The organism is Citricoccus sp. I39-566 (assembly GCF_031432995.1).
Lineage (GTDB): Bacteria > Actinomycetota > Actinomycetes > Actinomycetales > Micrococcaceae > Citricoccus > Citricoccus nitrophenolicus_A.
In genome coordinates, this window is sequence record NZ_CP133842.1 from 1,683,100 (window position 1) to 1,707,442 (window position 24,343).

The window sequence follows — 24,343 nt, forward strand, 5'->3', positions numbered from 1 at the left end:
AAGATTCCCGGCATTCCGGTGGCGGGGTGGTCGGGAACCCCTCGTGGCGGGCCACACTGGGGGCATGGATGCTGACGTGGCTGCCCCTGGACCGGTGGGACGAGTGCTCGTGGTCGATGACGAGAAGCCGCTGGCGGTGATGGTCGCCACCTACCTGTCCCGCGCCGGTTATGCGGCCAAGGTCGCCCATGATGGCCCCTCCGCACTGGAGGCGGTGCGGAGCATCGTGCCGGATGTCATGGTGTTGGATCTAGGCCTGCCTGGGCTGGACGGGATCGAGGTGTGCCGCCAGGTCCGAGGGTTCTCCGATTGCTACGTGCTCATGCTCACCGCCCGTGGGGACGAGCCGAACAAGCTGGCCGGTCTGGCCGCCGGGGCCGATGACTACATCACCAAGCCCTTCAGCGTGCGGGAACTGGTGGCCCGGGTGGGTGTGGTCCTGCGCCGACCCCGCGCCGCGGTCACCGGAATGGAACCGGCCCGGGTGTTCGGGGAACTGGAGGTGGATGTGGCCGGTCGCGAGGCCAGGGTGGCCGGGGAACCCGTGGCGCTGACCCGCACTGAGTTCGAGCTGCTGGCAGTCCTGGCCATGCGTCCTCATCAGGTGCTGACCCGCCGCCAGCTCATCGATATCGTCTGGAGCCCTGGATGGGTGGGCGATGAACGGCTGGTGGACGTGCACATCGCCCACCTGCGGCGCAAGCTCGGCAACGCACCAGGCATCCGGTCGGGGGAGCACATCGACACCGTGCGTGGGGTCGGCTATCGGATGGCCGCTCGATGAGTCTCCGGCCATCCGGAGGCCTGGCGGCCCGATTCTTCACCGCGCAGGTGTTTGTCGTCGCTGCCTCGCTGGCGGCCGCGGTTCTGGTGGCCTCGTGGGTGGGCCCGCAGATCTTCCACGACCACCTGGTGATGGCCGGACTGGTTGAGCACTCCACCGAAATGCTGCACGTGGAGCAGGCCTACCGGGACACCGGCCTGGTCACCCTGGCAGCGGCCCTGGGCACCGCGCTGGCCTGCACCCTGGCGGTGACCGTGTTCCTCACCCGCCGACTCCGGCAGCCCTTGGGAACCCTGACGCAGGCTGTGAAGGCCATGGCCCGGGGTCGTGACGATTCCCGGGTCCCGGAACTGGGCGCCGGGACTGAGGTCGACGAACTCGCCGAGGCCTTCAACACCATGGCAGACCGCCTGGAGCGCACCGAGCACACCCGACGCCGGATGCTCTCGGATCTGGCTCACGAGATGCGCACCCCGGTTTCGGTGCTCACCGTCTACGTAGATGCCCTCCAGGACGGGGTGACGCACTGGGACGAAGCCACCAGCCAGGTCATGGATGAGCACCTGCGGCGGCTGACGCGACTGGTCGAGGACATCAATGAGGTCTCCCGCGCCGAGGAGGGCCGGCTCGACCTGGACCGGACTGAAGGACCGGTGGCCGGGCTGCTCGACACTGCCGCCGATACCCACCGTGAGGCCTTCGCCGCCCAGGGCGTCACCCTGCAGGTCCGCTACGATCCCGCGGCCGGCGTCGTGGACGTGGACCGCCAACGCATCGGGCAGATCCTATCCAACCTGCTGACCAACGCGCTGCGTCACACGCCGCCGGCCGGGACGGTGACCCTCAGCACCTGCGCCGGCCCCCGAAGGCAGGTGACCATCAGCGTGGAAGACTCCGGCTCCGGCATCGGCGCCGAGCACCTGCCCCACCTCTTCGAGCGCTTCTACCGGGGGGACACCGCCCGGGACCGGGACCACGGCGGCTCCGGGATCGGGCTGACCATCTCCCGGGTGCTGGCCGAAGCCCACGGCGGGACACTGACTGCTACCTCGCCCGGACCAGGACACGGTGCGGTCTTCACCCTGGAGCTGCCGACCCGAGAGAAGACTGGAGCAGGCCCGAAGGGCCTAGGTCCGACCGCGTTGCCAAATACCCCCCAGGGGTATAGAACTGGAGGGTGAGGTGGCACCCAGACGGCCCTCTGCGCCGGATCCGATCGAAGGAGCTGATCATGACCGCTGAACCCCGTGACCTGGGGCCGGACCACGCCGATCATGCCGATGCTGACACGCACGGCCAGGCGATGCCGCAGGGGCACGTGCATTCGGCCGTGGACGCGGAACGCCAGGTCCACGACCACGGAGACCATGCAGGGCACAGCGTGGCGATGTTCAAGCACCGCTTCTGGTGGTCCCTGGTGCTCTCGGTCCCGGTGGTCATCTTCAGCCCGATGGTCGCTGACCTACTGGGCTACCACCTCCCGCAGTTCCCCGGCTCAGACTGGATTTCCCCGGTGCTGGGTACGGTCATCTTCGTCTACGGCGGCGCTCCCTTCCTCAAGGGTGGGCTCAGCGAGCTGAAGTCCCGGCAACCGGGCATGATGCTGCTCATCGCGATGGCCATCACCGTGGCGTTCTTCGCGTCCCTGGTCACCTCCCTGGGCGTCGGCGGCTTCGAGCTGGACTTCTGGTGGGAGCTTGCCCTGCTGGTGACGATCATGCTGCTGGGCCACTGGATGGAGATGCGCGCCCTCGGCGCGGCCTCCTCCGCCCTGGATGCCCTGGCCGAGCTGCTGCCGGACGAGGCCGAGAAGATCCCTGACGACGGCGGCGCGCCCGTTGAGGTGCCGATCGCCGAGTTGGCCGTCGGGGACACCGTCCTGGTCCGTTCGGGCGCGCGGGTCCCGGCCGACGGACAGATCATTCAAGGCAGCGCCGCATTCGACGAGTCGATGATCACCGGCGAGTCCCAGGCCGTGGAACGGGGCACCGGGGACACCGTGGTGGCGGGGACCGTGGCCACCGACAACACCGTCCGCGTCCGGATCAACGCGGTCGGGGCGGATACTGCCCTGGCCGGGATCCAGCGCATGGTCGCCGACGCCCAGGGCTCGTCCTCCCGGGCCCAGGCGCTGGCCGACCGAGCCGCGGCGCTGCTGTTCTGGTTCGCCCTGGGTGCCGGCATCATTACCGCCATCGTCTGGACAGCACTCGGCACCCCGGACGAGGCCGTGGTGCGTACCGTGACCGTGCTGGTCATCGCCTGTCCCCACGCCCTGGGTCTGGCCATTCCTCTGGTCATCGCCCTCTCCACCGAACGCGCGGCCAAGGCCGGGGTCCTGATCAAGGACCGGCTCGCACTGGAGAGAATGCGAACCGTCGACGTCGTGCTCTTCGACAAGACCGGCACCCTGACCGAGGGCGCCCACGCCGTCACGGGTACCGCTCCCGCGCCCGGGACCTCCGAGGCGCAGCTGCTGGGACTGGCAGCGGCGGCTGAGGCCGACAGCGAGCACCCGGTCGCCCGGGCCATCGTCTTCGCCGCGGCCCACCACCCCGAGGCTTCGGTCCTGGGGCTGCGCGGTACCGACTTCTCCTCGGCGGCTGGCCGCGGGGTCCGCGCCACCGTGGACGGCACCGAGGTGATGGTCGGCGGGCCGAATATGCTGCGCGAGCTGGGACTGTCCATGCCCGATCAGGTGCAGGCCGACGTCGACGGCTGGGTGCAGCGCGGCGCCGGGGTGCTGCACGTCCTCCGGGACGGGCAGGTCATCGGTGCCTTGGCACTGGAGGACCGGGTCCGCCCCGAGTCCCGGGCCACGGTGAAGGCGCTGCAGGACCGCGGTGTGAAGGTCGCGCTGATCACCGGTGACGCGACTCAGGTCGCCCAGACCGTGGGGAGGGAGCTGGGCATCGACGAGGTCTTCGCCGAGGTCCTACCCCAGGACAAGGACACCAAGGTCACCGCCCTGCAGTCCCGCGGGCTCAGCGTGGCCATGGTTGGCGACGGCGTGAACGATGCCCCGGCCCTGACCCGCGCCGAGGTAGGCATCGCCATCGGAGCCGGCACCGACGTGGCCATGGAATCGGCCGGCGTCGTGCTGGCCGGCAGCGATCCGCGGGCCGTGCTGTCCATGATCGAACTCTCCCGGGTCAGCTACCGCAAGATGATCCAGAACCTGGTCTGGGCCGCCGGCTACAACGTCATCTCCGTGCCGCTGGCCGCCGGTGTGCTCGCCCCGATCGGCTTCGTGCTCTCCCCGGCCGTCGGCGCGGTACTGATGTCCCTGTCCACCATCGTGGTGGCCCTCAACGCCCAGCTGTTGCGCCGCATCGACCTCGACCCGTCCCGCCTCGCCACGATCAGCGACCAGGACCGGCGCACCGCGGAACGGGAAGCCCTGCCATCCATCCTCTGACCCGAGATTCCCCCACACTGAGGAGAGAGACACCATGAAGCGCACCACCACCCTGACCGGTCTGGCCCTGACCGCCGCCCTGGCACTGACCGCCTGCGGCGGCACCGCCGAGGACCCCGACGCGTCCACCTCGGCTTCGGCGACCAGCACCGGGACCGCCAGCGCAGCGGCCTCACCGTCCTCCACCGGCTCGGCTTCCGAGGGAATGAACGGCGGGGGGATGCACCACCATCCCGACGGCGGCCCTCCGCCTGCGGGGATCGAGCCGGCAGCCGGGCCCGCGTACCCCGTCGGCACCACGGTGACCCTCACCGCCGACCACATGCCCGGCATGCAGGGGGCCGAGGCGACCATCACCGGGGCCTTCGACACCACGGCCTACTCCGTGACCTACACGCCCACCACCGGCGGCGAGCCCGTCGTCGACCACAGGTGGGTCGTCCACGAGGAACTCCAGGACCCCGCGGAGCCGCCTCTGGAGTCGGGCACGCAGGTCGTCCTGGAGGCCGAGCACATGGCGGGCATGCAGGGGGCCGAGGCCACGATCGAGAGCTCGACCGACGAGACGGTCTACATGGTCGACCTGACGATGGACGGCATTCAGATGACCAACCACCAGTGGGTCGTCGACAGTGAGATCCAACCCGCCCGGTGAACCTACCCGGAACGGTGCCTGCCCCGCGTCCAGGACGCGGGGCAGGCACCGTTCTTGATCAGTCGAGTTCACCTGGGGTATCTCCTCGAGGCCGACCGGTCCATGGCGGACCGACAATGTCTCAGCCGAGGGAGGCCAGCAGCTCGGTGCAGGCCTGCTCGCAGCGTCGGCACGCCTCGGCACACACCTCGCAGTGCTCATGCATCTCCCCATGCTTCTCGCACTCATCGCCGCATGCCTTGCACGCGTCGCGGCAAGCCTCCAACAGGGCACGGGTGACCTCGGCATTGTTGCCGGTCTGCCGGGACAGCACCCGGCCCGAGGCGGCGCAGATGTCTGCGCAGTCCAGGTTCAGCCGAATGCACCGGGTCAGCTCGGCCACCATGTCCTCGGCCAGACAGGCGTCCGCACATGCGGTACAGGTCTGTGCGCACTCGAAACAGGCCTCGATGCACTCGGCCAACTTCTGCCGGTCAATGTTCCCCACATCCTTCGGGTACGTCTCCAGCATCGAACTCACATGATGCGTCATAGTCTCCTCCTTCATCGATATCTGCCACACGAACCGGCCAGACCCGGTCCGCCTGTCATCGACCGTAGGCCGCGGCTGCCGGACGGCTGAAGAGCTCATCGGTGAAGGTCACGTGAAGACCCGCGCCCATGAGCATCCCGTGGTGGGCCCGCCGAGTCAGGGGGTCACCCCTGAGGTCGCTGGCATGACGTGGATCGTGGCCCGTTGCAGGTGGGGGACGCTCTGGCGCAGGCTGGTCTCGACCGTGTCGGCGATGCGGTGGCCGGCCTCGACGGTCAGGGCCCTGTCCACGCAGATGTCAAGGTCGGCTTCGAGGTGGTGGCCGCTCCAGCGCGCCCGCGCCCGATGCACGGCCACCACGCCGGACACGGCTGCCGCGGTCTCCTCCACCTGGTCCAGGGTGCCGGGGTCGATGCCGTCCATGAGGCGCCGCAGCACCGTGCGCATGGAACCGATCAGTACCGCGACGACGACCGCGGCGATGGCCAGGCCGACGAGCGGGTCGACCCACGGCAGACCGAGCCAAGCGCCGATCACCCCGAGGACCACGGCCAAGGAAGTCAGGGCGTCGGTACGGGCGTGTTGGCCCTCGGCGACCAGTGCGGCGGAGCCGATGCGTCGCCCGGCGCGGATGCGGTAGACGGCCACGACCTCATTGCCGGCGGCCCCGACGAGAGCGGCGGCCAGGACCCAGCCCAGGTGCGTCATGTCCCGCGGCACGGTCAGAGCCCGGACGGACTCCCAGACGATCAGTGCAGCGGAGAGGGCGACCACGGCCCCGATCAGCAGGCCCACCAGATCCTCGGCCCGGCGGTACCCGTAGCTGTAACGCCGGGTCGGGGCACGGCGGCCGAGCCGGAAGGCGATGATCAGCGGGATCGTTGTGGCCAGATGCCCCAGGTTGTGCAGTGTGTCGGCCAGCAGGGCCACCGATCCGGAGAGCCAGACGATGACGATCTGCAGCAGCGCGGTCCCGCCCATCCCGGCCAGGCTGAGCCACGCGGCCCGGATCCCGAGGGAGCTGGCCTGTTCTGCGGTCTGGATCGCCTCGGTGTGGTCGTGGCTGTGGGGCATCAGGGCGTGTCTGACCCGTGCCCAGGCACCCCTGTGGCCGTGCCCCGGGAGGTGACGGCTGACGTCGTGGTGGTCATGGTCATGCGGCACGTGGTGCGCGCCGCCCGGTCTGCGGGAACGCTGGGGAGGATTCACCAGGGAATCGTACCTGCGCATCTATGCAGGTAACAACACAGGGGTAGGATGGGCCTGTGCATGGCCAGTTGGTTCACCCCACCCCCGATGACGAGCATGCCCGGATTGCGGCTGAGACCTTCCACATGCTCTCCGATCCGACGCGGGTCAAAATTCTCTGGGCATTGTTCGAGGGGGAGTCCAACGTGAGCTCCCTGGCGGAGCTGGTCGGGGCCTCATCCACGGCAGTGAGCCAGCACCTGTCCAAGCTGCGCCTGGCGGGGCTGGTGCACAGTCGGCGCGAGGGCACCTACGCGTACTACCGGGCGACGGATGCTCACGTGAACCGCCTGCTGGCCGAGGCCCTGTCCCACGCCGAGCACCGTACCGGCACTGCCCCGCCACCGGACCCGCACGGCAACTCGGAAGCGGCGGGCGGGAGCTGAACAGCCCAGGCCGGCGGGTTCAAGGGCGAGGTCTTGCGGTCTCCAGGCCGGTACGGTAGGCCTGAGCCATGCGCGAGAGGGAAGGACCACGCCACAGGGCGGTCTTCCGGTGGCTCACGGGCGCCTTCTCGGGAGCCGTGCTCCTGGCCGCGTCCGCCTGCAGCCCGGCAGGGGACGGAGGGTCGGGAACGCAACCGATTCCGCACCAGCAGTTCGTCAGCCGTCCGGACCTGATGCCCCCGGCCGTGACGATCACTCACGGGCCGGCCTGGTCGGAGCACCACGGTGACGCGGACGAACTCATCTTCCTGACCCCGAACTACGGCTCGGAGACGCCTCAGGACGGCTCGATCATCCTCGACGCCTCCGGGGAGCTCGTGTGGATGGACCCGGCGGAGGACGACGACCCCGGGGACAACTCCTTCGACCTGCGGGTCCAGGAGTACCGGGGCGAGCCGGTGCTCACGGTCTATGAGGGCACCAGCGACGGCGGCATGGGGAACGGGGAGTTCATCCTCCGGGACGGCTCCTATGATGAGGTCGCCCGGGTGACGACCGGAGGCTCCCTGCGGCCGGGGCAGGCCGACTTCCACGACTCCACCATCACGCAGGACGGCACGATGCTGCTGGCCGCGTACGAGCCGGCCGAGGCCGACCTCAGTGGGCTGGGCGGCCCCGAGGACGGCCACGTCCAGGACGCCGTGATCCAGGAGATCGACATCGCGACCGGTGAAGTGCTCTTCGAATGGAGCGCCCTCGACCACGTGCCCCTCAACCAGACCATGCTCGACTTCGCCGAGGAGCGGGACGAGGTCGCACGGGAGGCCGAGGAAGCCGAGGACGGCGAGGAGGCGGCCGAACTGGGCACCCAACAGGAGCCCTTCGACTACTTCCACATCAACTCGATCACGGAGGACCACGACGGCTCCCTCCTGGTCTCCGCGAGGCACACCCACGCGGTGTACCGGCTGGACCGCGCCACCGGCGCGGTGGACTGGACGCTGGGCGGCTCGGTCAGCGACTTCGAGTCGGCGGACGGCGCAGCCTTCACGTGGCAGCACGATGCCCACCGGGCGCCGGACGGCACCCTGACCCTGCTGGACAACCACGCCCACGGCGGTGACGACGACGAGTCCTCCCGCGGGCTGCGCCTGAGACTGGACGAGCGGGCGATGACCGCGGAGGTGGCCGCCGAGTACCTTCCGCCCGCCGAGCGCGTGGCCGGCTCCATGGCCAACGCCCAGCAGCTGGCCGACGGGAACATGCTGATCGGCTGGGGCGCCCGCCCCCACTACTCCGAGTACACGCCCGCCGGCGTGCTCATCTACGACGTCTGCCACGGCGATGAGTGCATGGGGGACGACTTCGAGGGCGGTGGGGGCAGCTACCGCGCCTACAAGGCCGACTGGGTGGGCCACCCGGCGACGGACCCGGACGTGGTGGTCCAGGACGGTGGCGAGGAGAACGACGGCGGCCCGGTCGCCTTCGTCTCCTGGAACGGCGCCACCGAGGTGGACCGGTGGCGGCTGGTGGCCGGCGACGACGAGTCCGGCGCCACCGAACGGGTCACGGTGGACCGGGACGGCTTCGAGACCGCCATCCCGGTCCCCGCGGATGCCGCCGACGCCCCCTACACCGCCGTCCAGGCCCTGGACTCCGCGGGCAAGGTGCTCGGCGTCGGCGCCGTCAGCTGACGCGGCCCCCGGACCTCACCCCTGGACGGCGTCCACGGATCGGGAGGCCAGGACCGCCTCGTAGAGGCGCTCGTGCTCCGCGGCCAGGTCCCGCCGCTGGGCCTTCCGCTCGGCGACGGATGGTGCGGGCCACGGACGGTGGCGGTACAGGAGGTGCACGGCGTCGCGCAACGAGGCCGCGTCCAGTCCACGCTCGTCGTGGGCGTACTCGACGACGGAGGGGTGCTGGTCCCGGTAGTGGCCGCAGCTGGGGGCGATGACCGAGGTCCCCACGTCGCGGCATGCCTCGAGCCACCCGGAGTGGGTGCCGAAGCGGTAGGGCAGCACCGAGACATCCAGCGAGGCCAGGTAGCCGAAGAAGGCCCGCTCGTCGTAGTAGTCGTGGACGTCCAGGACCCACCGCCCGTCCGCGTGCCCGCCGCGCAGCAGCGCGTCGAGGTCGGCCCGGTAGTCCGTGGACCCGGGGTCGAGGACCTCGCGGTGGAGGTTGACCACCAGTTCGGCAGGTCCGAGGCCTGACACCGCGGCGGCCAGCGGCTCCACGATCCCGGGATCCATGTTCTCCCGGAGGCTCTTCAGGTGGACGCCGATGCGGAAAGGAGGGGACGCCGAGGGCGGCTCGGGGCCGGTCCCCATGCGGAGCCGACGGCCCTGCAGCCTCTCCATGGTCGGGAAGTCGACGACGTGGGGGTGCGGCAGGACGATCGCGTCCACGCCCCAGCGCCGGCGGATCTCCGTGGCGGCGCCCTGCGTCAGCGTGATCACCCGGTCCGCGGCCGGGACCAGCAGGTCCAATTGAGCGTCGTGTGCCTGCGGGTCCCGGTGGTGTGGGTTGCGCAGGTCGTGCGCGGTGTAGACCAGCGGCTTGCCGTGACGGCGCAGCTCGTCGATCAAGGCCGCCAGGTCGGCGGGGGAGACGGCGTCGAACCCGAAGTGGACGTGCATGAGGTCGAAGTCGGTGTGGTGCTGCGCCACCCACTGCGCCGAGAGCATGGCAGGGGCCACCACCCGGACTGCGTGAACCTGCTCCCGCCCGCGGGGTCCGGGTCCGGCAGCCGGCGGACGCGGGTCGGTCGTTCCCCCTCCACCGCCTCGAGGTGGCGGATGTACACCTGGTTGTAGGGAATCGAGGCGACCCGTAGGGCGTCCCCGGAGAACCTGCCGTCCATATCCCTCATCTCCCTCTGCTCATAGGCTGTCGAGCATAGGCCACGGAGACCGGCGGGCGTGCCCGGGGCTAGGCTGGACCGGTGAGCACCGAGCAGACCAGCCCCGGGGATCCGGGCGTCGATCCCCACGTCGATTCAGCCGTCCAGCCCGGCGCCGGCGACATCCCCCCGGAGGCGCTGCGGGAGCAGTACGAGCACCTCCAGGACGAGGTCCGCCGGCACCGCACGGCGTATTACCAGAACGACGCCCCCGAGGTCTCGGATGCCGAGTACGACGCCCTCTACCGCCGTCTCGAGGACCTCGAGGCGCTGCACCCGGAGATCGTCTCCAACGACTCGCCCACCCAAGAGGTCGGCGGCGAGGTCTCCACGGCCTTCGCCCCGGTCACGCACCTGGCCCGCATGTACTCCCTGGACGACCTCTTCTCCATCGAGGAGCTGCGCGCCTGGTACGAGAAGACCTCGGCGTCCATCGAGGCCATCGCCCCCGGCGCCGCCGAGAAGGGCATCCGCTGGCTCGTGGAGGTCAAGATCGACGGACTGGCCGTGAATCTCCTCTACCGTGAGGGGAAGCTCGTCCGAGCCGCCACGCGCGGGGACGGCACCACGGGGGAGGACGTCACCCACAACGTGATGACCATCCGGGACATCCCGCAGCAGCTCGCCGGCTCCGGCTGGCCGGACGAGATGGAGGTCCGCGGCGAGATCTTCATGCCCAGCGCGGATTTCCGCGCCTTCAACGAACAGCGGGTCGAACAGGGACTGGACCCCTTCGCCAACCCCCGCAATTCCGCGGCGGGCTCCCTCCGGCAGAAGGACCCGGCCGAGACGGCCAAGCGCCCGCTGAGCATGTTCGTGCACGGCATCGGCGCCCACACCGGCCTGCAGGCCGAGTCCCAGCACGAGACCTATCAGCTCCTCGCCGAGTGGGGCCTGCCCACCAGCCCGTACACCAGGATCGTGGATTCCCTCGAGGGCGCGGGCGGCAAGGACGGCAAGCACGGCGACGGCGGCATCCTGCAGTTCATCGAGGACAACGGGGCCCAGCGTCACGGCCTGGTCCATGAGATCGACGGCATCGTCGTCAAGGTGGACTCGTTCGCCCTGCAGCGGGCACTGGGCCACACCTCGCGGGTGCCCCGCTGGTCGGCGGCCTACAAGTACCCGCCGGAGGAGGTCCACACGCGCCTGCTGGACATCAGGGTCAACGTCGGCCGCACCGGGCGCGTGACCCCCTACGCCGTGATGGAGCCCGTCCTCGTCGCAGGGTCCACCGTCTCCATGGCCACCCTGCACAACCAGGACGTGGTCCAGGCCAAGGGCGTGCTGATCGGGGACACCGTGGTGCTGCGCAAGGCCGGGGACGTCATCCCGGAGATCGTCGGCCCCGTGATGCCGCTGCGGGAGGGCAGGACGGTCGGCGATGGCCCCGGCGCAGATCTCTACCCCTTCACCATGCCCTCCGACTGCCCGTCCTGCGGCACCGCCCTGGCCCCCGCCAAGGAGGGGGACGTGGACCTGCGCTGCCCCAACGCCCGCTCCTGCCCGGCCCAGCTCACCGGCCGGATCGAGCACGCAGCCTCCCGCGGGGCCTTCGACATCGAGGCGCTGGGCGAGGAGGCCGCCCTCTGGCTGACCAACGGCCCCGGCCCGGACCCGGCCGAGAACGGCGAGAGCGGCCACACGGTCCACCCCGAGGGACCCGGCGTCATCACGGAGGACGCCGAGCTCTTCGACCTGGCGGACAGCCGCGAGAAGAACCTGAAGGACCCCTTCGATCCGGACGACCTGTCCGCGTTCCAGTCCCGGCTGCGCGAGGTCATGGTCTGGCGCGAGAAGCGGACCAAGGATCCGGAGACGGGCAAGCCGATGCCCTCGGGCCAGTGGGAGCTCAGGCCCTACTTCTGGACCCAGGGCACCGCCAAGAAGCCCTCCGAGCCCACGGCCAACACCCGCCGGCTCTTCCAGGAGTTGCACAAGGCGAAGTCCCAGCCGCTGTGGCGCGTGCTCGTCGCGCTGTCCATCCGGCATGTGGGCCCGACGGCGGCCCGCTCCCTGGCCACCGCGTTCGGCTCCCTGCAGGCCCTCCAGGCGCTGGCCACCGAGGGGGCCGGCGGATCGGAGTCCGACGAGGGCCGGGCCGCCGCCCAGCAACGGCTGGCAGACGTGGACGGGGTCGGGCCGATCATCGCCGAGGCCGTCATCGACTGGTTCGCCGAACCCTGGCACCGGGACATCGTCGACCGCTGGCACGCGTCCGGCGTGGTGATGGAGGACGAGCAGGACGAGGACACCCCGCGCACCCTGGAGGGGTTGACGATCGTGGTGACCGGGTCCCTCGAGGGCTTCAGCCGTGACTCCGCCAAGGAGGCCATCATCATCCGCGGCGGCAAGGCCTCCGGCTCGGTCTCCAAGAAAACCGACTACGTGGTGGCCGGGGAGAACGCCGGCACCAAGCTGGACAAGGCCGAGTCCCTCGGGCTCACCGTCCTGGACGAGGAGGGCTTCCGGACGCTGCTCGCCGAGGGGCCGCCGGCGCCTCAACCGGAACCGGAGGCGGAAGCGCGGGAGGACGAGTCGTGAGCCAGGGACTGCTCGCGGTGGCCCGCGCCGCGGCCCGAGCCGGTGCCGCGGTGCTCGCCGAGAGGACCCTGGGCCCGACGCCGGCCACGCGCGCCGCACTCGGAGCCGAGACCAAGTCCTCGGGCTCGGATTGGGTGACGGACTACGACCGTCGGGCCGAGCAGGCCGTGCGCGAGGTCATCACGGCGTACCGCCCGGACGACGCGATCTCCGGGGAGGAGTACGGGCACACCGAGCCGGCGAACCCCTCGGGCTTCCGCTGGTCGATCGACCCGCTGGACGGCACCACCAACTTCATCCGGGGCATCCCGCAGTTCTGCACCTCGGTGGCGGTCGAGGGGCCGGTGGAGGCCACGGCTGATACCGCGGGCAGCGCAGACGGGGACCTGCGCTGGTTGGCGGGGGCCGTCGTCGCGCCCGCCCTGGGCCGGAGCTGGTACGCCGCGGCCGGCAGCGGCGCGTTCTCCACCGTGGACGGGCCCGGGGCAGCGGCAGATCCCGTCCGAATCCACGGGCCGATCGCGGGGCGCTCCGGCAGGCTGCTGGCCACGGGCTTCGCCTATGCGGGGGAGCGCCGGGACTTCCAGCTGCGGGCGCTGGCCGAGCTGATGCCCCACTTCGGGGACGTCCGGCGGATCGGGGCGGCCGCACTGGACCTGTGCCTGGTGGCGGACGGCACGCTGGATGCCTACGCCGAGTTCGGGATCCAGGAGCACGACTGGGCCGCCGGCGCGCTCATCGCCGAGGAGGCCGGGGTGCCGGTGCGGCGGCCGGGTTCCGGGGACGGCGCGAACCACCCGGACTGGACGGTGGCGGGGGTGCTGGATCCGGCGTGGGCGGCCGGCGAGCTGTACCTGCCGAGGCCGGCCCCGGAGAACGCCGTGGGAGACTGAGCCCATGCGCCAGCTGTTCTCCAAGCCGTGGTTCCTGCCCGCCCTGATGCTGGCGGTCGGGGCGCTCTTCGCCTTCTGGGGGCTGATCGGCCGAGGCCCGCTGAACTACGTGGCCGCGGCGATCCTGCTGTTCTTCGCCCTGCGCTTCGTCTCCACCACCCAGGTGCAGTCCCGGCCCGTCTCCGGGGTGGACGAGCACCTCGCCGCCGGGGGAGTGGTGGTGTACTGGCGTCCCGGCTGCCAGTTCTGCGCCCGGCTCATCCGTGAACTGGGCTCCGAGGAGCGGTACGTGCCCTATTGGGTGAACATCTGGGACGATCCCGCGGCGGCCTCCCGCGTCAGCCAGTACCACCAGGGCAACGAGACCGTGCCCACCGTGGTCACCGCGGACGGGCACTTCGTGGCCAAGGACGCCGAGACCTATGACCGGGCCAAGGCCGTCATCCGCCGAGCCACTCCCGTGGACTGACCCCGACCACCCGGCACCGGGCCCGTCCGCCACGGTGATGAGGGGTGGACCGGCCAGTCAGGTGGGCAGCAGCTCGGTGATGAGCTGCTCGATGCGGGCCTTGATGTCGTCGCGGATGGGCCGGACGGCCTCCAGCCCCTGGCCGGCCGGGTCTTCGAGCTGCCAATCCTCGTAGCGCTTGCCCGGGAAGATCGAGCAGGCGTCCCCGCAGCCCATGGTGATGACCACGTCGGAGTCCTGCACCGCCTCGGTGCTGAGGACCTGGGGGCGGTTGGCGCCGATGTCGATGCCTTCCTCGGCCATGGCGGCCACGGCGGCCGGGTTGACGGTGTCCGCCGGCTGAGATCCGGCCGAGCGGACCTGGATCCGGTCTCCGGCCAGGTGGGACAGGTAGGCCGCGGCCATCTGGGAGCGGCCGGCGTTGTGCACGCAGACGAAGAGCACGGAGGGCGTGGACTGGTGTTCAGCGGTCATGCGGGGAGCCGATCTCTGGAGGGGGAGGCGGGTGCGGTCGGGTCGCCGGGGAAGAGCCGGCGGCCGGCCCAGAGGCAGACGTAGATGAGGCCGACGAGCACGGGGACCTCGATGAGCGGACCCACCACCCCGGCCAGGGCCTGGCCGGAGGTGACACCGAAGGTGCCGATGGCCACGGCGATGGCCAGCTCGAAGTTGTTGCCGGCGGCGGTGAACGCCACGGTGGTGGACTTGGCGTAGCTCAGGCCCACGGCCTTGGAGGCCAGCAGGGAGATGCCGAACATCAGCACGAAGTAGGCCAGCAGGGGAAGCGCGATGCGGGCCACGTCCCAAGGGTTGGACGTGATGGCCTCGCCCTGCAGGGCGAAGAGCAGCACGATGGTGAACAGCAGCCCGTAGAGGGCCCAGGGGCCGATCCTCGGCAGGAAGGTCTCCTCGTACCAGGTGCGGCCCTTGGCCTTCTCGCCGACGTGGCGGGTCAGGAAGCCGGCCAGCAGGGGGACCCCGAGGAAGACCAGGACGCTGAGGACGATCGCCCAGACGGAGAAGTCGGTGGAGGTGGTCGGCAGCCCCAGCCAGGAGGGCAACACCTGCAGGTAGAACCATCCCAGGGCCCCGAAGGCGATGACCTGGAAGACGGAGTTGATGGCGACCAGCACGGCGGCGGCCTCCCGGTCACCGCAGGCGAGGTCGTTCCAGATGAAGACCATGGCGATGCAGCGGGCCAGGCCGACGATGATCAGCCCGGTGCGGTACTCGGGCAGGTCCGGCAGTAACAGCCAGGCCAGGGTGAACATCAGGGCCGGGCCCACGAGCCAGTTCAGCACGAGCGAGGTGGCCATCAGCCGGCGGTCCCCGGCGACCCGGTGGGTCTCGTCATAGCGGACCTTGGCCAGCACCGGGTACATCATCACCAGCAGGCCGATGGCGATCGGCAGGGAGACCTCGCCGATCGTCACCGCCTCCAGGGTGGTGTTCAGGCCGGGGATGAACCGGCCCATCAGCAGGCCCACGGCCATGGCCACCAGGATCCAGGCCGGAAGCCAGCGATCCAGGAAGGACATCTGACGGGCCACCGGCGGTCGGTCGGTCACCGACGCGGTGGTGGTGGGACTCGGGGAACTCACGGTGCGGCCCGCTTTCATATCGATCAGGGTCGAAATGAAGGCTAGCGGGACACATCGATGAACGTCAATGTAAGATGGGGGACATGGCCATGACCACCTCCTTGAACCTTGTGGACGTCCCCGCCCTCAGTGACCGCCAGAGCCCTGCCGGGCCTTGTGAGGACTGCTGCTCCCTGGCGAGGGGACCGCTGGACGTGGACGACGCCCAGCGTTCGGCGGAGCGGTTCAAGGCGCTGGCCGACCCGATGCGACTGCGGCTGCTGTCCCACGTGGCGGCGCAGGGCTGCGATGCGGTCTGCGCGTGCGATCTCACGGAGGAGCTGGGCATCAGTCAGTCCACCGTCAGCCACCACATGAAGAAACTGGTCGACGCCGGCCTGCTCATCCGCGAGCAGCGCGGCAAGTGGGCACACTACACGGTGGTACCGGAGGCCTTTGCGGCGCTGCGCGGTCTGCTCGAGCTCGGCTGACCGCAGCATGTAGTACATCGGATCGTGTACAGTCTCCGCCATGACCCCCGTCACCGGCAGCCATGCCACCGCACTGGCCCAGCTGGGCCACGCCCTCTCGGACGGAACCCGCACGCGCATCCTGCTGGCGCTGCGTGAGGGCCCCGCCCGGCCCTCCGACCTGGCTCAGCAGCTCGACGTGTCCCGTCAATCGATGTCCAATCAGCTCAGGTGCCTGCGCGGTTGCGGACTGGTTGAAGGTTCCTCCGAAGGCCGTAGCACCTGGTACCGGCTCGCCGACCAACGCATCGGATCCACCCTGGGTGATCTGCTGGAACTGGTCGTGACGGTGGACCCGAACTGCTGCACCCCGAAAGGCTGCACCTGCCGATGACCACCCCGCTCAGCGCGTCCCGGCCCGCCTCCCTGGTCACCGCGGAGCGGCGGGCCGTACTGCACCGCCGCATCCGGTGGATTGTGGCCGCCACCATCACCTACAACGTGATCGAGGCCGTCGTCGCGTTGTCCGCCGGGGCGGTGGCCTCGTCCTCGGCGCTGATCGGCTTCGGCCTCGACTCCATCGTCGAGGTCCTCTCCGCTGCCGCCGTGGCGTGGCAGTTCGCCGCCCCGGATCCGCGGCGCCGCGAGAGGGTGGCCCTGCGGCTGATCGTCTTCTCCTTCTTCGGACTCGCGGTCTTCGTGTCCGTCGACGCCGTGCGGACCCTGCTGGGCGCCGCCGAGCCGGAGCACTCCCCGGTGGGCATCACCCTGGCGGCCGTCAGCCTGGCCATCATGCCGCTCCTGTCCTGGTTCGAGCGGCGCACCGGGCGGGAGCTGGGCTCCGCCTCCGCCGTGGCGGATTCCCGGCAGACCTTGATCTGCGCCTGGCTCTCGGCGGTGCTCCTCGCCGGACTGCTGCTGAACAGCCTGCTGGGCTGGGCCTGGGCCGATCCGCTCGCCGCCCTGGTGATCGCCGCCTTCGCCGTCAGGGAAGGCGTCGAGGCCTGGCGCGGGGATGCCTGCTGCACCCCGGTGTCCCTGTTGACGGCGGAGGTGGAAAGCCCTGGGCGGGGCGAGGAGGGCCAGCACGGGTCCTGCTGCGGCGCATAGGGTGAAGGCATGAATGCCGGCACCTCCGTGCAGCTCCTCAGCGAGGACAATGCCGAGGCCGTCGCCTCCGCCCGGCCCTCCTGGGCCGACGTCGTCCCCTCCTGCCTGGAGCGGAGTCGCCATGGCACTTCGGTAACCTTCGTGGCCTTCCGGGGCGGCCGGCCCGTGGGGCTGGCCGATCTGGCCTGCGGGGACGTGCCGGAGATCAAGAACGTCGGAGTCCTGCCGGACCTCCGTGGCCAGGGCGTCGGCTCAGTCCTCATGGCGGAGATGGAGCGGTGGGCGGCCCGGGGCCATACCGGGGTCACCCTGCGGGTCGGCCTCGAGAACGACGATGCCCGGCGGCTCTATCTGCGCCTGGGGTACCTGCCCACTGGAGAGACCAGCACGGTCAGCTACGAATACCTGGACGACGACGGCCAGCTCCGGACCGCGACCGAGACGGACGCTTGGATGACCAAAGGGCTCGCTTGACCCCGGCCCACCATCCCGCGGTCAGTACCCCTGGGCGATCCGCGTCAGCTCGGCCGGGGGTTCGGTGCCCTCGGCCTGGTAGCCCTTCAGGAGCCGCTGGGCACGGTCCCTGCGCAACTGCGCGCTCGGATCGAGGGTGCCCTGCCGGCTGGCCGAGCCGGTGACGTAGGTGGCCATGTAGGCCAGTCGCCAGCGCAGCCGGAAGCCGAAGCCCAGGCCGGTGCTGTCGGAGGTCACGGAGTACGCCTTGCCGCTCATGGTGCTCGCTCTCTCAGGTGTCCTCGCCGCCGCGCCACGGGGCCGGAGCGATCAAAATAGTTAGTGTGCTATATAAGTTACACGACGACGCCCTCCCGGGCATCCCGGGGCGGCGTAGGATCTCTGCCGTGCCGCCTGAAGATCCTGAGACCGCCACCAACGCCGACCCCACCGCCGACCTGCATCCGGCCCTCCGCGCCGCCGACTGGCCCGAGCCGGCCTCCCGGGTGGAGGGCGTCACCGTCCGGGACGCCGTGGAGCGAGACCACGCCGCCATCGCCCACCTCACGGTGACCTCCTATGTGGACGGCGGCCACATCGACCCGGCAGACGAGTACATCGGGAACCTCGAGGACGTGGCGCACCGGTCCCGTCAGGCGCGGGTGCTGGTGGGCGAGGTGCAGACCGAGGAGGGCGCCGTCGTCGCCGGTTCCGTGGTGTTGACCCTGCCGGGGATGCCGATGTCCGAGACCGCGCGCGAGGGAGAGCTGGAGTTCCGCATGCTCGCGGTGGACCCGCGCGTCCAGCGCCGCGGGGTGGCGCGCGCGCTGGTGCGAGCCACGATCGACCGGGCCGAACAACTCGAGGGCGTGGGCGCCGTGGTGCTGACCACCATGAAGACCATGACCGGGGCACACCGGCTCTACGAGTCCGAGGGGTTCACGCGGGTACCCGAGCGGGACTGGCGGCTCTCGGACATCGGCCAGGAGCCCACGGACGGCGAGGACCAGGTGTACTGGGTCTACCTCCGCACGGTCTGAGTCCGCCCGGATCCGGTGGTCGCCGGCCGCCGCACTAGACTGGGGGACCGAACCATCCATCCCGCTTCAACCGCAGGAGATTCATGTCCGCCATCACCCGTGAGGACGTCGCGCACCTGGCGCGGCTGGCCCACATCCGGATGGACGAGAACGAACTGGCCACGATGGCCGGGGAGCTCGACGTCATCATGGATGCCATCGCCTCCGTCAGCGAGGCCGCCGGCCAGGACGTGCCCGCCACGTCCCACCCGATCCCGCTGCGGAACGTGTTCCGCGAGGATGTGCCCTCCGGCATGCTGACCCAGGAACAGGCGCTCGCCATGGCACCGGATGCCGAGGACGGCCAGTTCAAGGTCCCCGCGATCCTGGACGGGGAGTGATCGGCCGTGGCTGAGCTGAAGGACCATGAACTCATCCGGCTGACCGCCCTGCAGATGGCCGAGCGGCTGCGGGCCGGCGAGGTGACCTCGGTGGAGCTCACCCAGGCCCACCTGGACCGCATCGCCGCCGTGGATGGCCCGCTGGACGGCCAGAGCACCGGCGTGCATGCCTTCCTGCACGTCAACACCGAGGAGGCGCTCGCCGTCGCCGCCGAGGTGGACGCGATCCGCGCCGCCGGCGGCCCGGCGGCCCAGGGCCTGCACCCGCTGGCCGGCGTGCCGATCGCGGTCAAGGACCTCATCGTCACCGTGGGCCAGCCCACCACCGCCGCCTCGAAGATGCTCGAGGGGTGGATGAGCCCCTATGACGCCACCGTGGTGGAGAGGATCCGTGCCGCGAAGCTGCCGATCCTCGGCAAGACCAACCTGGACGAGTTCGCCATGGGCTCCTCCACCGAGCACTCCGCGTTCGGGGACACCCGCAACCCCTGGGACCTTGATCGCACCCCGGGCGGCTCCGGTGGTGGCTCCGCCGCCGCGGTGGCGGCCTTCATGGCCCCCCTGGCCCTCGGCACGGACACCGGCGGCTCGATCCGCCAGCCCGGCGCCGTCACCGGCACGGTGGGTGCCAAGCCCACCTACGGGGCGGTGTCCCGCTACGGCGTCATCGCGATGGCCTCCTCCCTGGACCAGGTGGGCCCGGTGACCCGCACGGTCACCGATGCCGCCGCCCTGCAGGAGCTCATCGGAGGCCACGACCCCAAGGACTCCACGTCCCTGCCCGAGCCCATGGACGGACTGCTCGAGGCCGCCCGCAACGGCGAACTCGCCGGCCTGCGCATCGGCATCATCGCCGAACTCGAGGGCGAGGGCTTCCAGGAGGGCGTGCTGGCCCGCTTCCAGGAGTCGGTGCAGGTCCTGAAGGACGCCGGGGCCGAGGTCACCGAGGTCTCCTGCCCGCACTTCCGCTACGCCCTGGGCGCCTACTACCTGATCATGCCCTCGGAGGTGTCCTCCAACCTCGCCAAGTTCGACGGCGTGCGGTTCGGCAATCGGGTGGTGCCGGACGGCGGTGGCACCATCGAGCAGGTCATGGGCGCCACCCGTGCGGCCGGCTTCGGCGACGAGGTCAAGCGCCGCATCATCCTGGGCACCTACGCGCTCTCGGCCGGCTACTACGACGCCTACTACGGCTCCGCGCAGAAGGTCCGCACCCTGATCCAGCGCGACTTCGCCGCCGCGTTCGAGCAGGTGGACGTGCTGATCTCGCCGACCTCGCCGGTCACCGCCTTCAAGCTGGGGGAGAAGCTGGACGACCCGGTGGCGATGTACAACAACGACATCGCCACGATCCCCGCCAACCTGGCCGGCATCCCGGGCATCTCGGTGCCAGCGGGGCTGTCCGAGGGCCTGCCCGTGGGCCTCCAGTTCCTGGCCCCGGCCCGGGGCGACGCCACCATGTACCGCGCCGCCGCCGCACTCGAGTCCCGGCTCGAGAAGGCCTGGGGATCCCCGTTCTGGGCCCAGGCCCCGGACCTGGCGGCCTCGGGCGCCGCCGCACCGGCCGGCGCCGGGAATGCCGCCGTGACCGCAACTGCAGGAGGAGAGAACTGATGGCCGCCGTCACCGACGAGGTGCTCACGTTCGACGAGGCCATGGCCCAGTACGACCCCGTGCTCGGCTTCGAGGTCCACGTGGAGCTCAACACCCAGACCAAGATGTTCTCCTCGGCCCCCAACGGCTTCGGGGCCGAGCCGAACACGTCTGTCACGCCGGTGGACCTCGGCCTGCCGGGCGTGCTGCCCGTGGTCAACGGGACCGCGGTGGAGTACTCCATCAAGCTCGGCCTGGCCCTGAACTGCCAGATCGCGGAGGTCTGCGGCTTCGCCCGGAAGAACTACTTCTACCCGGACACCCCGAAGAACTTCCAGACCTCCCAGTACGACGACCCGATCGCCCATGACGGCTGGCTGGACGTTGAGCTCGAGGACGGCACGGTCTTCCGCGTGGAGATCGAGCGCGCCCACATGGAGGAGGACGCCGGCAAGCTGACGCACCAGGGCGGGGCCTCCGGTCGCATCCAGGACGCCGCCTCCTCCCTGGTGGACTACAACCGCGCCGGCGTGCCGCTGGTGGAGATCGTCACCAAGCCGATCACCGGAGCCGGCGAACGCGCCCCCGAGCTCGCCAAGGCCTACGTCACCCAGATCCGGGACGTCGTCAAGAACCTCGGCATCTCGGATGCCCGGATGGAGCGCGGCAACGTGCGCTGCGACGCCAACGTGTCGCTGATGCCGAAGGGCTCCACCGTGTTCGGCACCCGCACCGAGACCAAGAACGTCAACTCCACCCGGGCCGTGGCCCACGCGGTGACGTTCGAGATCCAGCGCCAGGCCGCCGTGCTGTCCTCCGGAGGTTCCATCACCCAGGAGACCCGCCACTGGCAGGAGGCCACCCGCACCACCACCTCGGGCCGGCCGAAGTCGGATGCGGACGACTACCGCTACTTCCCGGAGCCGGACCTCGTGCCGATCCACACCGACGCGGAATGGATCGAGCGCCTGCGCGCCGAGCTGCCCGAGCCTCCGGCCGAGCGCCGCAAGCGCCTGAAGGCGGACTGGGGCTTCTCGGACGAGGAGTTCCGGGACGTCGTCAACGCCGGTGTGCTGGACGAGATCGCCGCGACCATCGAGGCCGGCGCCCCCGCCTCCGCCGCCCGCAAGTGGTGGATGGGCGAGATCGCCCGCCTGGCCAACCTCGCCGAGAAGGACATCGCCGAGTTGGGGGTCACCCCGGCCGACGTGGTGGAGGTCGAGGCCCTGATCGCCGAGAAGACGATCAATGACAAGATCGCCAAGCAGGTCCTCGGCTTCGTGGCCGAGGGCGAGGGTTCTCCGAAGGCCATCGTCGCGGCCCGCTCGCTGGCCGTCGTCTCCGACGACGGCGCCCTCAACGCCGCGGTCGAGGCGGCCATCGCCGAGAACCCCGGCGTGGTGGACAAGATCAGGGCCGGCAAGCTGCAGGCCATCGGCGCCCTCATCGGCCCGGTCATGAAGGCCACCCGCGGCCAGGCCGACGCCGCCCGCGTCCGCGAGCTCGTGATGGAGCAGCTGGACGTCAGCGAGTAGCCCCCGTGCCGCACCAGCGCCGGGAGGGTGAGCCCGTCGTCACGGACGGGCTCGTCCGCGCCCTGCTGGGGGAGCAGCATCCGGACCTGGCCGGGTTGGACCTGCGCGAGTCAGTCCGCGGCTGGGACAACACCATGGTCCGGCTGGGGGACCGCCTGGCCCTCCGCCTGCCGCGCCACGCCCAGGCGGAGGGCCTCCTGGACCGCGAGGTCGCCTGGCTGCCCGTCCTCGCCCGTCAGCTGGGGGCCCGCACCATCGCCCTCCCGACGCCGGCCCGCACCGGGGTGCCCGGGTGCGGCTTCCCGTTCCGCTGGGCCGTGGTGCCCTGGGTGGCGGGCACCCCGGCCGTCCAGGTGGGCGTCGGCGTCCGCGACCGGTATGCGGCCGAACTGGCCGCCATCCTGCACGCACTGCACCGGCCGGCACCCGCCGGGGCACCCACCAGTGCCTTCCGCGGGGTCGGCGTGGCCGCCGTCGCCGAGCGCTTCGCCCAGCGGCGGGAGGCTCGGGCGGATCACCTCGGCGCCGGGCAGCGAGACCGCCTCGACGCCGCCTGGGCCGGCGCCCTGGCCGCGGCTCCCCACGCCGGACCCGCGCTCTGGCTCCACGGGGATCCGCACCCGAACAACACCGTGCTGGCCGACGTCGGCCCCGGGGCTCCCGGTCCGGTGGTCCTGGTCGATTTCGGCGACCTGTGCGCGGGGGATCCCGCCTCGGACCTGGGCGCCGCACTGTTGCACTTCTCACCCTCGGGGCGGCGGCGCTTCCGGGCCGCCTACGACTCCCACGCCGCCGCCGCCGGCAGTCCGGGACCGGTCCCGGGCGCCGCGCAGGAGGCCCTCTGGGCCCGGGCCTGCGGCTGGGCCGCCACCTTCGCCCTGCTCTACGCGGCCCAGCCGGAGGACGATCCGCTGCAAGCCCTCGGGCGGCATCTCCTGGACTGAGCGCCGCCACGCCACGTCCGGGCCTCACGTTGTGGTCCGCGCGGAAACGTGCTTACGGTGGGCCGCATGCTCGTCCGGAGCTGTTCGACGACGAAATGGCGGATCCCTTGGCAGAGAAGAACATCCACGTCCTCGGCATGACAGAGGTCCAGCGGCACGAACTCGAGACGGTCACGGGCGCGGAGCGCTTCGCCTTCCACAACGTCCTGGACTACGAGCGGCTCGTGGAGACGGCGGAGATCGACTTCGAGGAACTCCTGGCCGACGCCCGGAAGGAGCTCGACGCCTTTGACGGCACGGTGGATGCGATCATCGCCCACTGGGACTTCCCGGTCAGCGTCATGGTGCCGATCCTGGCGGCCGAGCGCGGGCTGCCCGCCCCCTCGCTCGAGAGCGTGCTGAAGTGCGAGCACAAGTACTGGAGCCGCCTGGAGCAGCGCGCCAGCATCCCCGAGTGCGTCCCCGGCTTCGCCGCCTTCGACCCGTTCGACGACGACGCGCTGTCCACCATCGACTTGGAGTTCCCGTTCTGGGTGAAGCCGGTCAAGGCACACTCCTCCAACCTCGGGTTCAAGATCGAGGACGAGGCCGGCTTCCACGAGGCCATCGCCGAGGTGCGCGAACACATCGAGGAGATCGGTGACGCCTTCGACGCGGCGCTCTCCCTCGTGGACCTGCCGCCGGAGATGCAGCGGTGGGGCGGCAACACCTGCCTGGCCGAGCAGTTCGTGCAGGGCACCCAGGCCGCCCCCGAGGGCACCTCCTTCCGGGGCACCGTCCGCATCCACGGGGTGCTGGACATGCACAAGGACGCCGACGGCACCAGCTTCGACCGCCTCGACTACCCGGCCAGCAGCGTGCCGGAGTCGGTGCAGCAGCGCATGATCGAGGCCACCGAGCGGTACATCCAGCACGTGGGCTTCGACAACGGCTGCTTCAACTCCGAGTTCATGTGGGACGAGGAGCAGGACCAGCTCTGGATGATCGAGGTCAACACCCGGATCTCTCAGTCCCACAGCGACCTCTTCGCCAAGGTGGACGGCGCCTCCAACCACGAGGTCGCCATCGACATCGCCCTGGGCCAGGAGCCGCGGATGCCGCACCGGAAGGGCGATTTCGCGGTGGCCGCGCAGTGCATGGTCTTCCATGACGGGGACGCCGTGGTCACCCGGGTGCCCTCGGAGGAGGACATCGCCGCGCTGGCCGAACGCCATCCCGGCACGGTGCTGACCCTGCAGCTGCAGGAGGGGGACCGGCTCTCCGAGCTGGCCGGCCAGGACAGCTACCGCTACGTGGTCGCCAAGTTCTACCTCGGCGCCGAGAACCACGAGGAACTCGGCCGGCTCCACGCGCAGATCGCCCGGGAGCTGCCGTTCGAGTTCTCCACCGCGAACTCCTAGGAGGGAG

Annotated in this window: 25 protein-coding genes; 19 read left to right on the forward strand and 6 right to left on the reverse strand. The window is 70.6% G+C overall.

Annotated elements, in window-relative coordinates:
- The first annotated feature begins 64 nt into the window (after positions 1 to 64).
- The 4 genes from RE421_RS07750 to RE421_RS07765 all read left to right on the forward strand — a co-directional run bounded on the left by RE421_RS07750 (position 65) and on the right by RE421_RS07765 (position 4,857).
- On the forward strand, positions 65 to 784 hold the full coding sequence (locus RE421_RS07750) for a response regulator transcription factor (protein ID WP_309816876.1): 720 nt from the start codon (positions 65 to 67) through the stop codon (positions 782 to 784).
- Positions 781 to 1,965: a HAMP domain-containing sensor histidine kinase gene (locus RE421_RS07755; protein WP_309816878.1), complete on the forward strand. Its 1,185-nt coding sequence runs from the start codon at positions 781 to 783 to the stop codon at positions 1,963 to 1,965. Before RE421_RS07750 ends, RE421_RS07755 begins: the two co-directional genes overlap by 4 nt.
- A 206-nt stretch (positions 1,966 to 2,171) precedes the next feature.
- Complete coding sequence (locus tag RE421_RS07760) at positions 2,172 to 4,202, forward strand: copper-translocating P-type ATPase (protein WP_309817186.1); 2,031 nt, start codon at positions 2,172 to 2,174, stop codon at positions 4,200 to 4,202.
- Between the two features lie 34 nt (positions 4,203 to 4,236).
- A complete protein-coding gene (locus tag RE421_RS07765) occupies positions 4,237 to 4,857 on the forward strand; it encodes a YdhK family protein (RefSeq protein WP_309816883.1) in 621 nt (206 codons plus the stop codon).
- 121 nt (positions 4,858 to 4,978) lie between these two features.
- On the opposite strand, the gene RE421_RS07770 is transcribed toward RE421_RS07765, so the two are convergent.
- Both RE421_RS07770 and RE421_RS07775 read right to left on the reverse strand, forming a co-directional pair.
- Positions 4,979 to 5,389, reverse strand: a complete 411-nt coding sequence (locus tag RE421_RS07770; RefSeq protein WP_309816886.1) for a four-helix bundle copper-binding protein — start codon at positions 5,387 to 5,389, stop codon at positions 4,979 to 4,981.
- A 156-nt stretch (positions 5,390 to 5,545) separates the two neighbouring features.
- Entirely contained in the window at positions 5,546 to 6,463 is a 918-nt protein-coding gene (locus RE421_RS07775; protein WP_309816888.1) for a cation diffusion facilitator family transporter, read from the reverse strand.
- Positions 6,464 to 6,654: 191 nt separating this feature from the next.
- Between RE421_RS07775 and RE421_RS07780 the strand changes: the two genes are divergently transcribed.
- Together RE421_RS07780 and RE421_RS07785 are read left to right on the forward strand one after the other, a co-directional pair.
- Complete coding sequence (locus tag RE421_RS07780) at positions 6,655 to 7,023, forward strand: metalloregulator ArsR/SmtB family transcription factor (protein ID WP_309816891.1); 369 nt, start codon at positions 6,655 to 6,657, stop codon at positions 7,021 to 7,023.
- Positions 7,024 to 7,268: 245 nt separating this feature from the next.
- Complete coding sequence (locus RE421_RS07785; RefSeq protein ID WP_309816894.1) at positions 7,269 to 8,717, forward strand: arylsulfotransferase family protein; 1,449 nt, start codon at positions 7,269 to 7,271, stop codon at positions 8,715 to 8,717.
- A gap of 15 nt (positions 8,718 to 8,732) precedes the next feature.
- Here the strand turns inward: RE421_RS07785 and RE421_RS07790 are convergent, their stop codons facing one another.
- On the reverse strand, positions 8,733 to 9,710 hold the full coding sequence (locus RE421_RS07790) for a glycosyltransferase (RefSeq protein ID WP_309816896.1): 978 nt from the start codon (positions 9,708 to 9,710) through the stop codon (positions 8,733 to 8,735).
- Positions 9,711 to 9,967: 257 nt separating this feature from the next.
- On the opposite strand from RE421_RS07790, the gene ligA reads away from it, so the two are divergent.
- The 3 genes from ligA to RE421_RS07805 are packed head-to-tail and all read left to right on the forward strand — an operon-like array spanning position 9,968 to position 13,831.
- The gene (gene ligA, locus RE421_RS07795) at positions 9,968 to 12,469 is read left to right on the forward strand and encodes an NAD-dependent DNA ligase LigA (protein ID WP_309816898.1); all 2,502 of its coding nucleotides are present in this window, start codon (positions 9,968 to 9,970) and stop codon (positions 12,467 to 12,469) included.
- Positions 12,466 to 13,362, forward strand: a complete 897-nt coding sequence (locus tag RE421_RS07800; protein WP_309816901.1) for an inositol monophosphatase family protein — start codon at positions 12,466 to 12,468, stop codon at positions 13,360 to 13,362. The genes ligA and RE421_RS07800 overlap by 4 nt, the downstream gene beginning before the upstream one ends.
- A gap of 4 nt (positions 13,363 to 13,366) precedes the next feature.
- Entirely contained in the window at positions 13,367 to 13,831 is a 465-nt protein-coding gene (locus RE421_RS07805) for a glutaredoxin domain-containing protein (RefSeq protein WP_309816903.1), read from the forward strand.
- A 57-nt stretch (positions 13,832 to 13,888) separates the two neighbouring features.
- Here RE421_RS07805 and RE421_RS07810 read toward each other — a convergent pair whose 3' ends face one another.
- The gene (locus RE421_RS07810) at positions 13,889 to 14,305 is read right to left on the reverse strand and encodes an arsenate reductase ArsC (protein ID WP_309816906.1); all 417 of its coding nucleotides are present in this window, start codon (positions 14,303 to 14,305) and stop codon (positions 13,889 to 13,891) included.
- Positions 14,302 to 15,369 (reverse strand): ACR3 family arsenite efflux transporter, encoded by a 1,068-nt coding sequence (arsB, locus tag RE421_RS07815; protein ID WP_309817188.1) that lies wholly within the window; start codon positions 15,367 to 15,369, stop codon positions 14,302 to 14,304. Before arsB ends, RE421_RS07810 begins: the two co-directional genes overlap by 4 nt.
- A 152-nt stretch (positions 15,370 to 15,521) precedes the next feature.
- Between arsB and RE421_RS07820 the strand changes: the two genes are divergently transcribed.
- From RE421_RS07820 to RE421_RS07835, 4 genes are read left to right on the forward strand one after another with little or no spacing between them, the layout of a single operon-like run.
- Positions 15,522 to 15,902, forward strand: a complete 381-nt coding sequence (locus RE421_RS07820; RefSeq protein WP_309816908.1) for a metalloregulator ArsR/SmtB family transcription factor — start codon at positions 15,522 to 15,524, stop codon at positions 15,900 to 15,902.
- Positions 15,903 to 15,942: 40 nt separating this feature from the next.
- Entirely contained in the window at positions 15,943 to 16,275 is a 333-nt protein-coding gene (locus RE421_RS07825; protein ID WP_309816909.1) for a metalloregulator ArsR/SmtB family transcription factor, read from the forward strand.
- Entirely contained in the window at positions 16,272 to 16,991 is a 720-nt protein-coding gene (locus tag RE421_RS07830) for a cation transporter (protein WP_309816912.1), read from the forward strand. Before RE421_RS07825 ends, RE421_RS07830 begins: the two co-directional genes overlap by 4 nt.
- Positions 16,992 to 17,000: 9 nt before the next feature.
- Positions 17,001 to 17,465, forward strand: a complete 465-nt coding sequence (locus RE421_RS07835) for a GNAT family N-acetyltransferase (RefSeq protein WP_309816916.1) — start codon at positions 17,001 to 17,003, stop codon at positions 17,463 to 17,465.
- Between the two features lie 21 nt (positions 17,466 to 17,486).
- Here the strand turns inward: RE421_RS07835 and RE421_RS07840 are convergent, their stop codons facing one another.
- Complete coding sequence (locus RE421_RS07840; protein ID WP_309816918.1) at positions 17,487 to 17,723, reverse strand: hypothetical protein; 237 nt, start codon at positions 17,721 to 17,723, stop codon at positions 17,487 to 17,489.
- A 128-nt stretch (positions 17,724 to 17,851) separates the two neighbouring features.
- Between RE421_RS07840 and RE421_RS07845 the strand changes: the two genes are divergently transcribed.
- The 6 genes from RE421_RS07845 to RE421_RS07870 all read left to right on the forward strand — a co-directional run bounded on the left by RE421_RS07845 (position 17,852) and on the right by RE421_RS07870 (position 24,336).
- Complete coding sequence (locus RE421_RS07845) at positions 17,852 to 18,484, forward strand: N-acetyltransferase (protein ID WP_309816921.1); 633 nt, start codon at positions 17,852 to 17,854, stop codon at positions 18,482 to 18,484.
- Positions 18,485 to 18,567: 83 nt separating this feature from the next.
- Positions 18,568 to 18,864, forward strand: a complete 297-nt coding sequence (gene gatC, locus RE421_RS07850; RefSeq protein WP_309816922.1) for an Asp-tRNA(Asn)/Glu-tRNA(Gln) amidotransferase subunit GatC — start codon at positions 18,568 to 18,570, stop codon at positions 18,862 to 18,864.
- Positions 18,865 to 18,918: 54 nt separating this feature from the next.
- A complete protein-coding gene (gene gatA / locus RE421_RS07855; RefSeq protein ID WP_309817189.1) occupies positions 18,919 to 20,478 on the forward strand; it encodes an Asp-tRNA(Asn)/Glu-tRNA(Gln) amidotransferase subunit GatA in 1,560 nt (519 codons plus the stop codon).
- Positions 20,478 to 21,992 (forward strand): Asp-tRNA(Asn)/Glu-tRNA(Gln) amidotransferase subunit GatB, encoded by a 1,515-nt coding sequence (gatB, locus tag RE421_RS07860; protein WP_309816924.1) that lies wholly within the window; start codon positions 20,478 to 20,480, stop codon positions 21,990 to 21,992. The genes gatA and gatB overlap by 1 nt, the downstream gene beginning before the upstream one ends.
- Positions 21,993 to 21,997: 5 nt before the next feature.
- Positions 21,998 to 22,936 (forward strand): phosphotransferase, encoded by a 939-nt coding sequence (locus RE421_RS07865; protein ID WP_309816926.1) that lies wholly within the window; start codon positions 21,998 to 22,000, stop codon positions 22,934 to 22,936.
- A 107-nt stretch (positions 22,937 to 23,043) separates the two neighbouring features.
- Positions 23,044 to 24,336: an ATP-grasp domain-containing protein gene (locus RE421_RS07870; protein ID WP_309816928.1), complete on the forward strand. Its 1,293-nt coding sequence runs from the start codon at positions 23,044 to 23,046 to the stop codon at positions 24,334 to 24,336.
- Positions 24,337 to 24,343 lie beyond the last annotated feature (7 nt).

Coding starts and splice junctions, on each gene's coding strand:
- arsB (WP_309817188.1), bottom strand. CDS start 15,369: ATGTCCTTCCTGGATCGCTGGCTTCCGGCCTGGATCCTGGTGGCCATG.
- RE421_RS07810 (WP_309816906.1), bottom strand. CDS start 14,305: ATGACCGCTGAACACCAGTCCACGCCCTCCGTGCTCTTCGTCTGCGTG.
- RE421_RS07835 (WP_309816916.1), top strand. CDS start 17,001: ATGAATGCCGGCACCTCCGTGCAGCTCCTCAGCGAGGACAATGCCGAG.
- RE421_RS07825 (WP_309816909.1), top strand. CDS start 15,943: ATGACCCCCGTCACCGGCAGCCATGCCACCGCACTGGCCCAGCTGGGC.
- RE421_RS07840 (WP_309816918.1), bottom strand. CDS start 17,723: ATGAGCGGCAAGGCGTACTCCGTGACCTCCGACAGCACCGGCCTGGGC.
- RE421_RS07830 (WP_309816912.1), top strand. CDS start 16,272: ATGACCACCCCGCTCAGCGCGTCCCGGCCCGCCTCCCTGGTCACCGCG.
- RE421_RS07750 (WP_309816876.1), top strand. CDS start 65: ATGGATGCTGACGTGGCTGCCCCTGGACCGGTGGGACGAGTGCTCGTG.
- RE421_RS07760 (WP_309817186.1), top strand. CDS start 2,172: ATGTTCAAGCACCGCTTCTGGTGGTCCCTGGTGCTCTCGGTCCCGGTG.
- gatB (WP_309816924.1), top strand. CDS start 20,478: ATGGCCGCCGTCACCGACGAGGTGCTCACGTTCGACGAGGCCATGGCC.
- RE421_RS07790 (WP_309816896.1), bottom strand. CDS start 9,710: ATGCTCTCGGCGCAGTGGGTGGCGCAGCACCACACCGACTTCGACCTC.
- RE421_RS07775 (WP_309816888.1), bottom strand. CDS start 6,463: ATGCCCCACAGCCACGACCACACCGAGGCGATCCAGACCGCAGAACAG.
- RE421_RS07820 (WP_309816908.1), top strand. CDS start 15,522: ATGACCACCTCCTTGAACCTTGTGGACGTCCCCGCCCTCAGTGACCGC.
- RE421_RS07755 (WP_309816878.1), top strand. CDS start 781: ATGAGTCTCCGGCCATCCGGAGGCCTGGCGGCCCGATTCTTCACCGCG.
- RE421_RS07765 (WP_309816883.1), top strand. CDS start 4,237: ATGAAGCGCACCACCACCCTGACCGGTCTGGCCCTGACCGCCGCCCTG.
- RE421_RS07770 (WP_309816886.1), bottom strand. CDS start 5,389: ATGACGCATCATGTGAGTTCGATGCTGGAGACGTACCCGAAGGATGTG.
- gatA (WP_309817189.1), top strand. CDS start 18,919: ATGGCCGAGCGGCTGCGGGCCGGCGAGGTGACCTCGGTGGAGCTCACC.
- RE421_RS07805 (WP_309816903.1), top strand. CDS start 13,367: ATGCGCCAGCTGTTCTCCAAGCCGTGGTTCCTGCCCGCCCTGATGCTG.
- gatC (WP_309816922.1), top strand. CDS start 18,568: ATGTCCGCCATCACCCGTGAGGACGTCGCGCACCTGGCGCGGCTGGCC.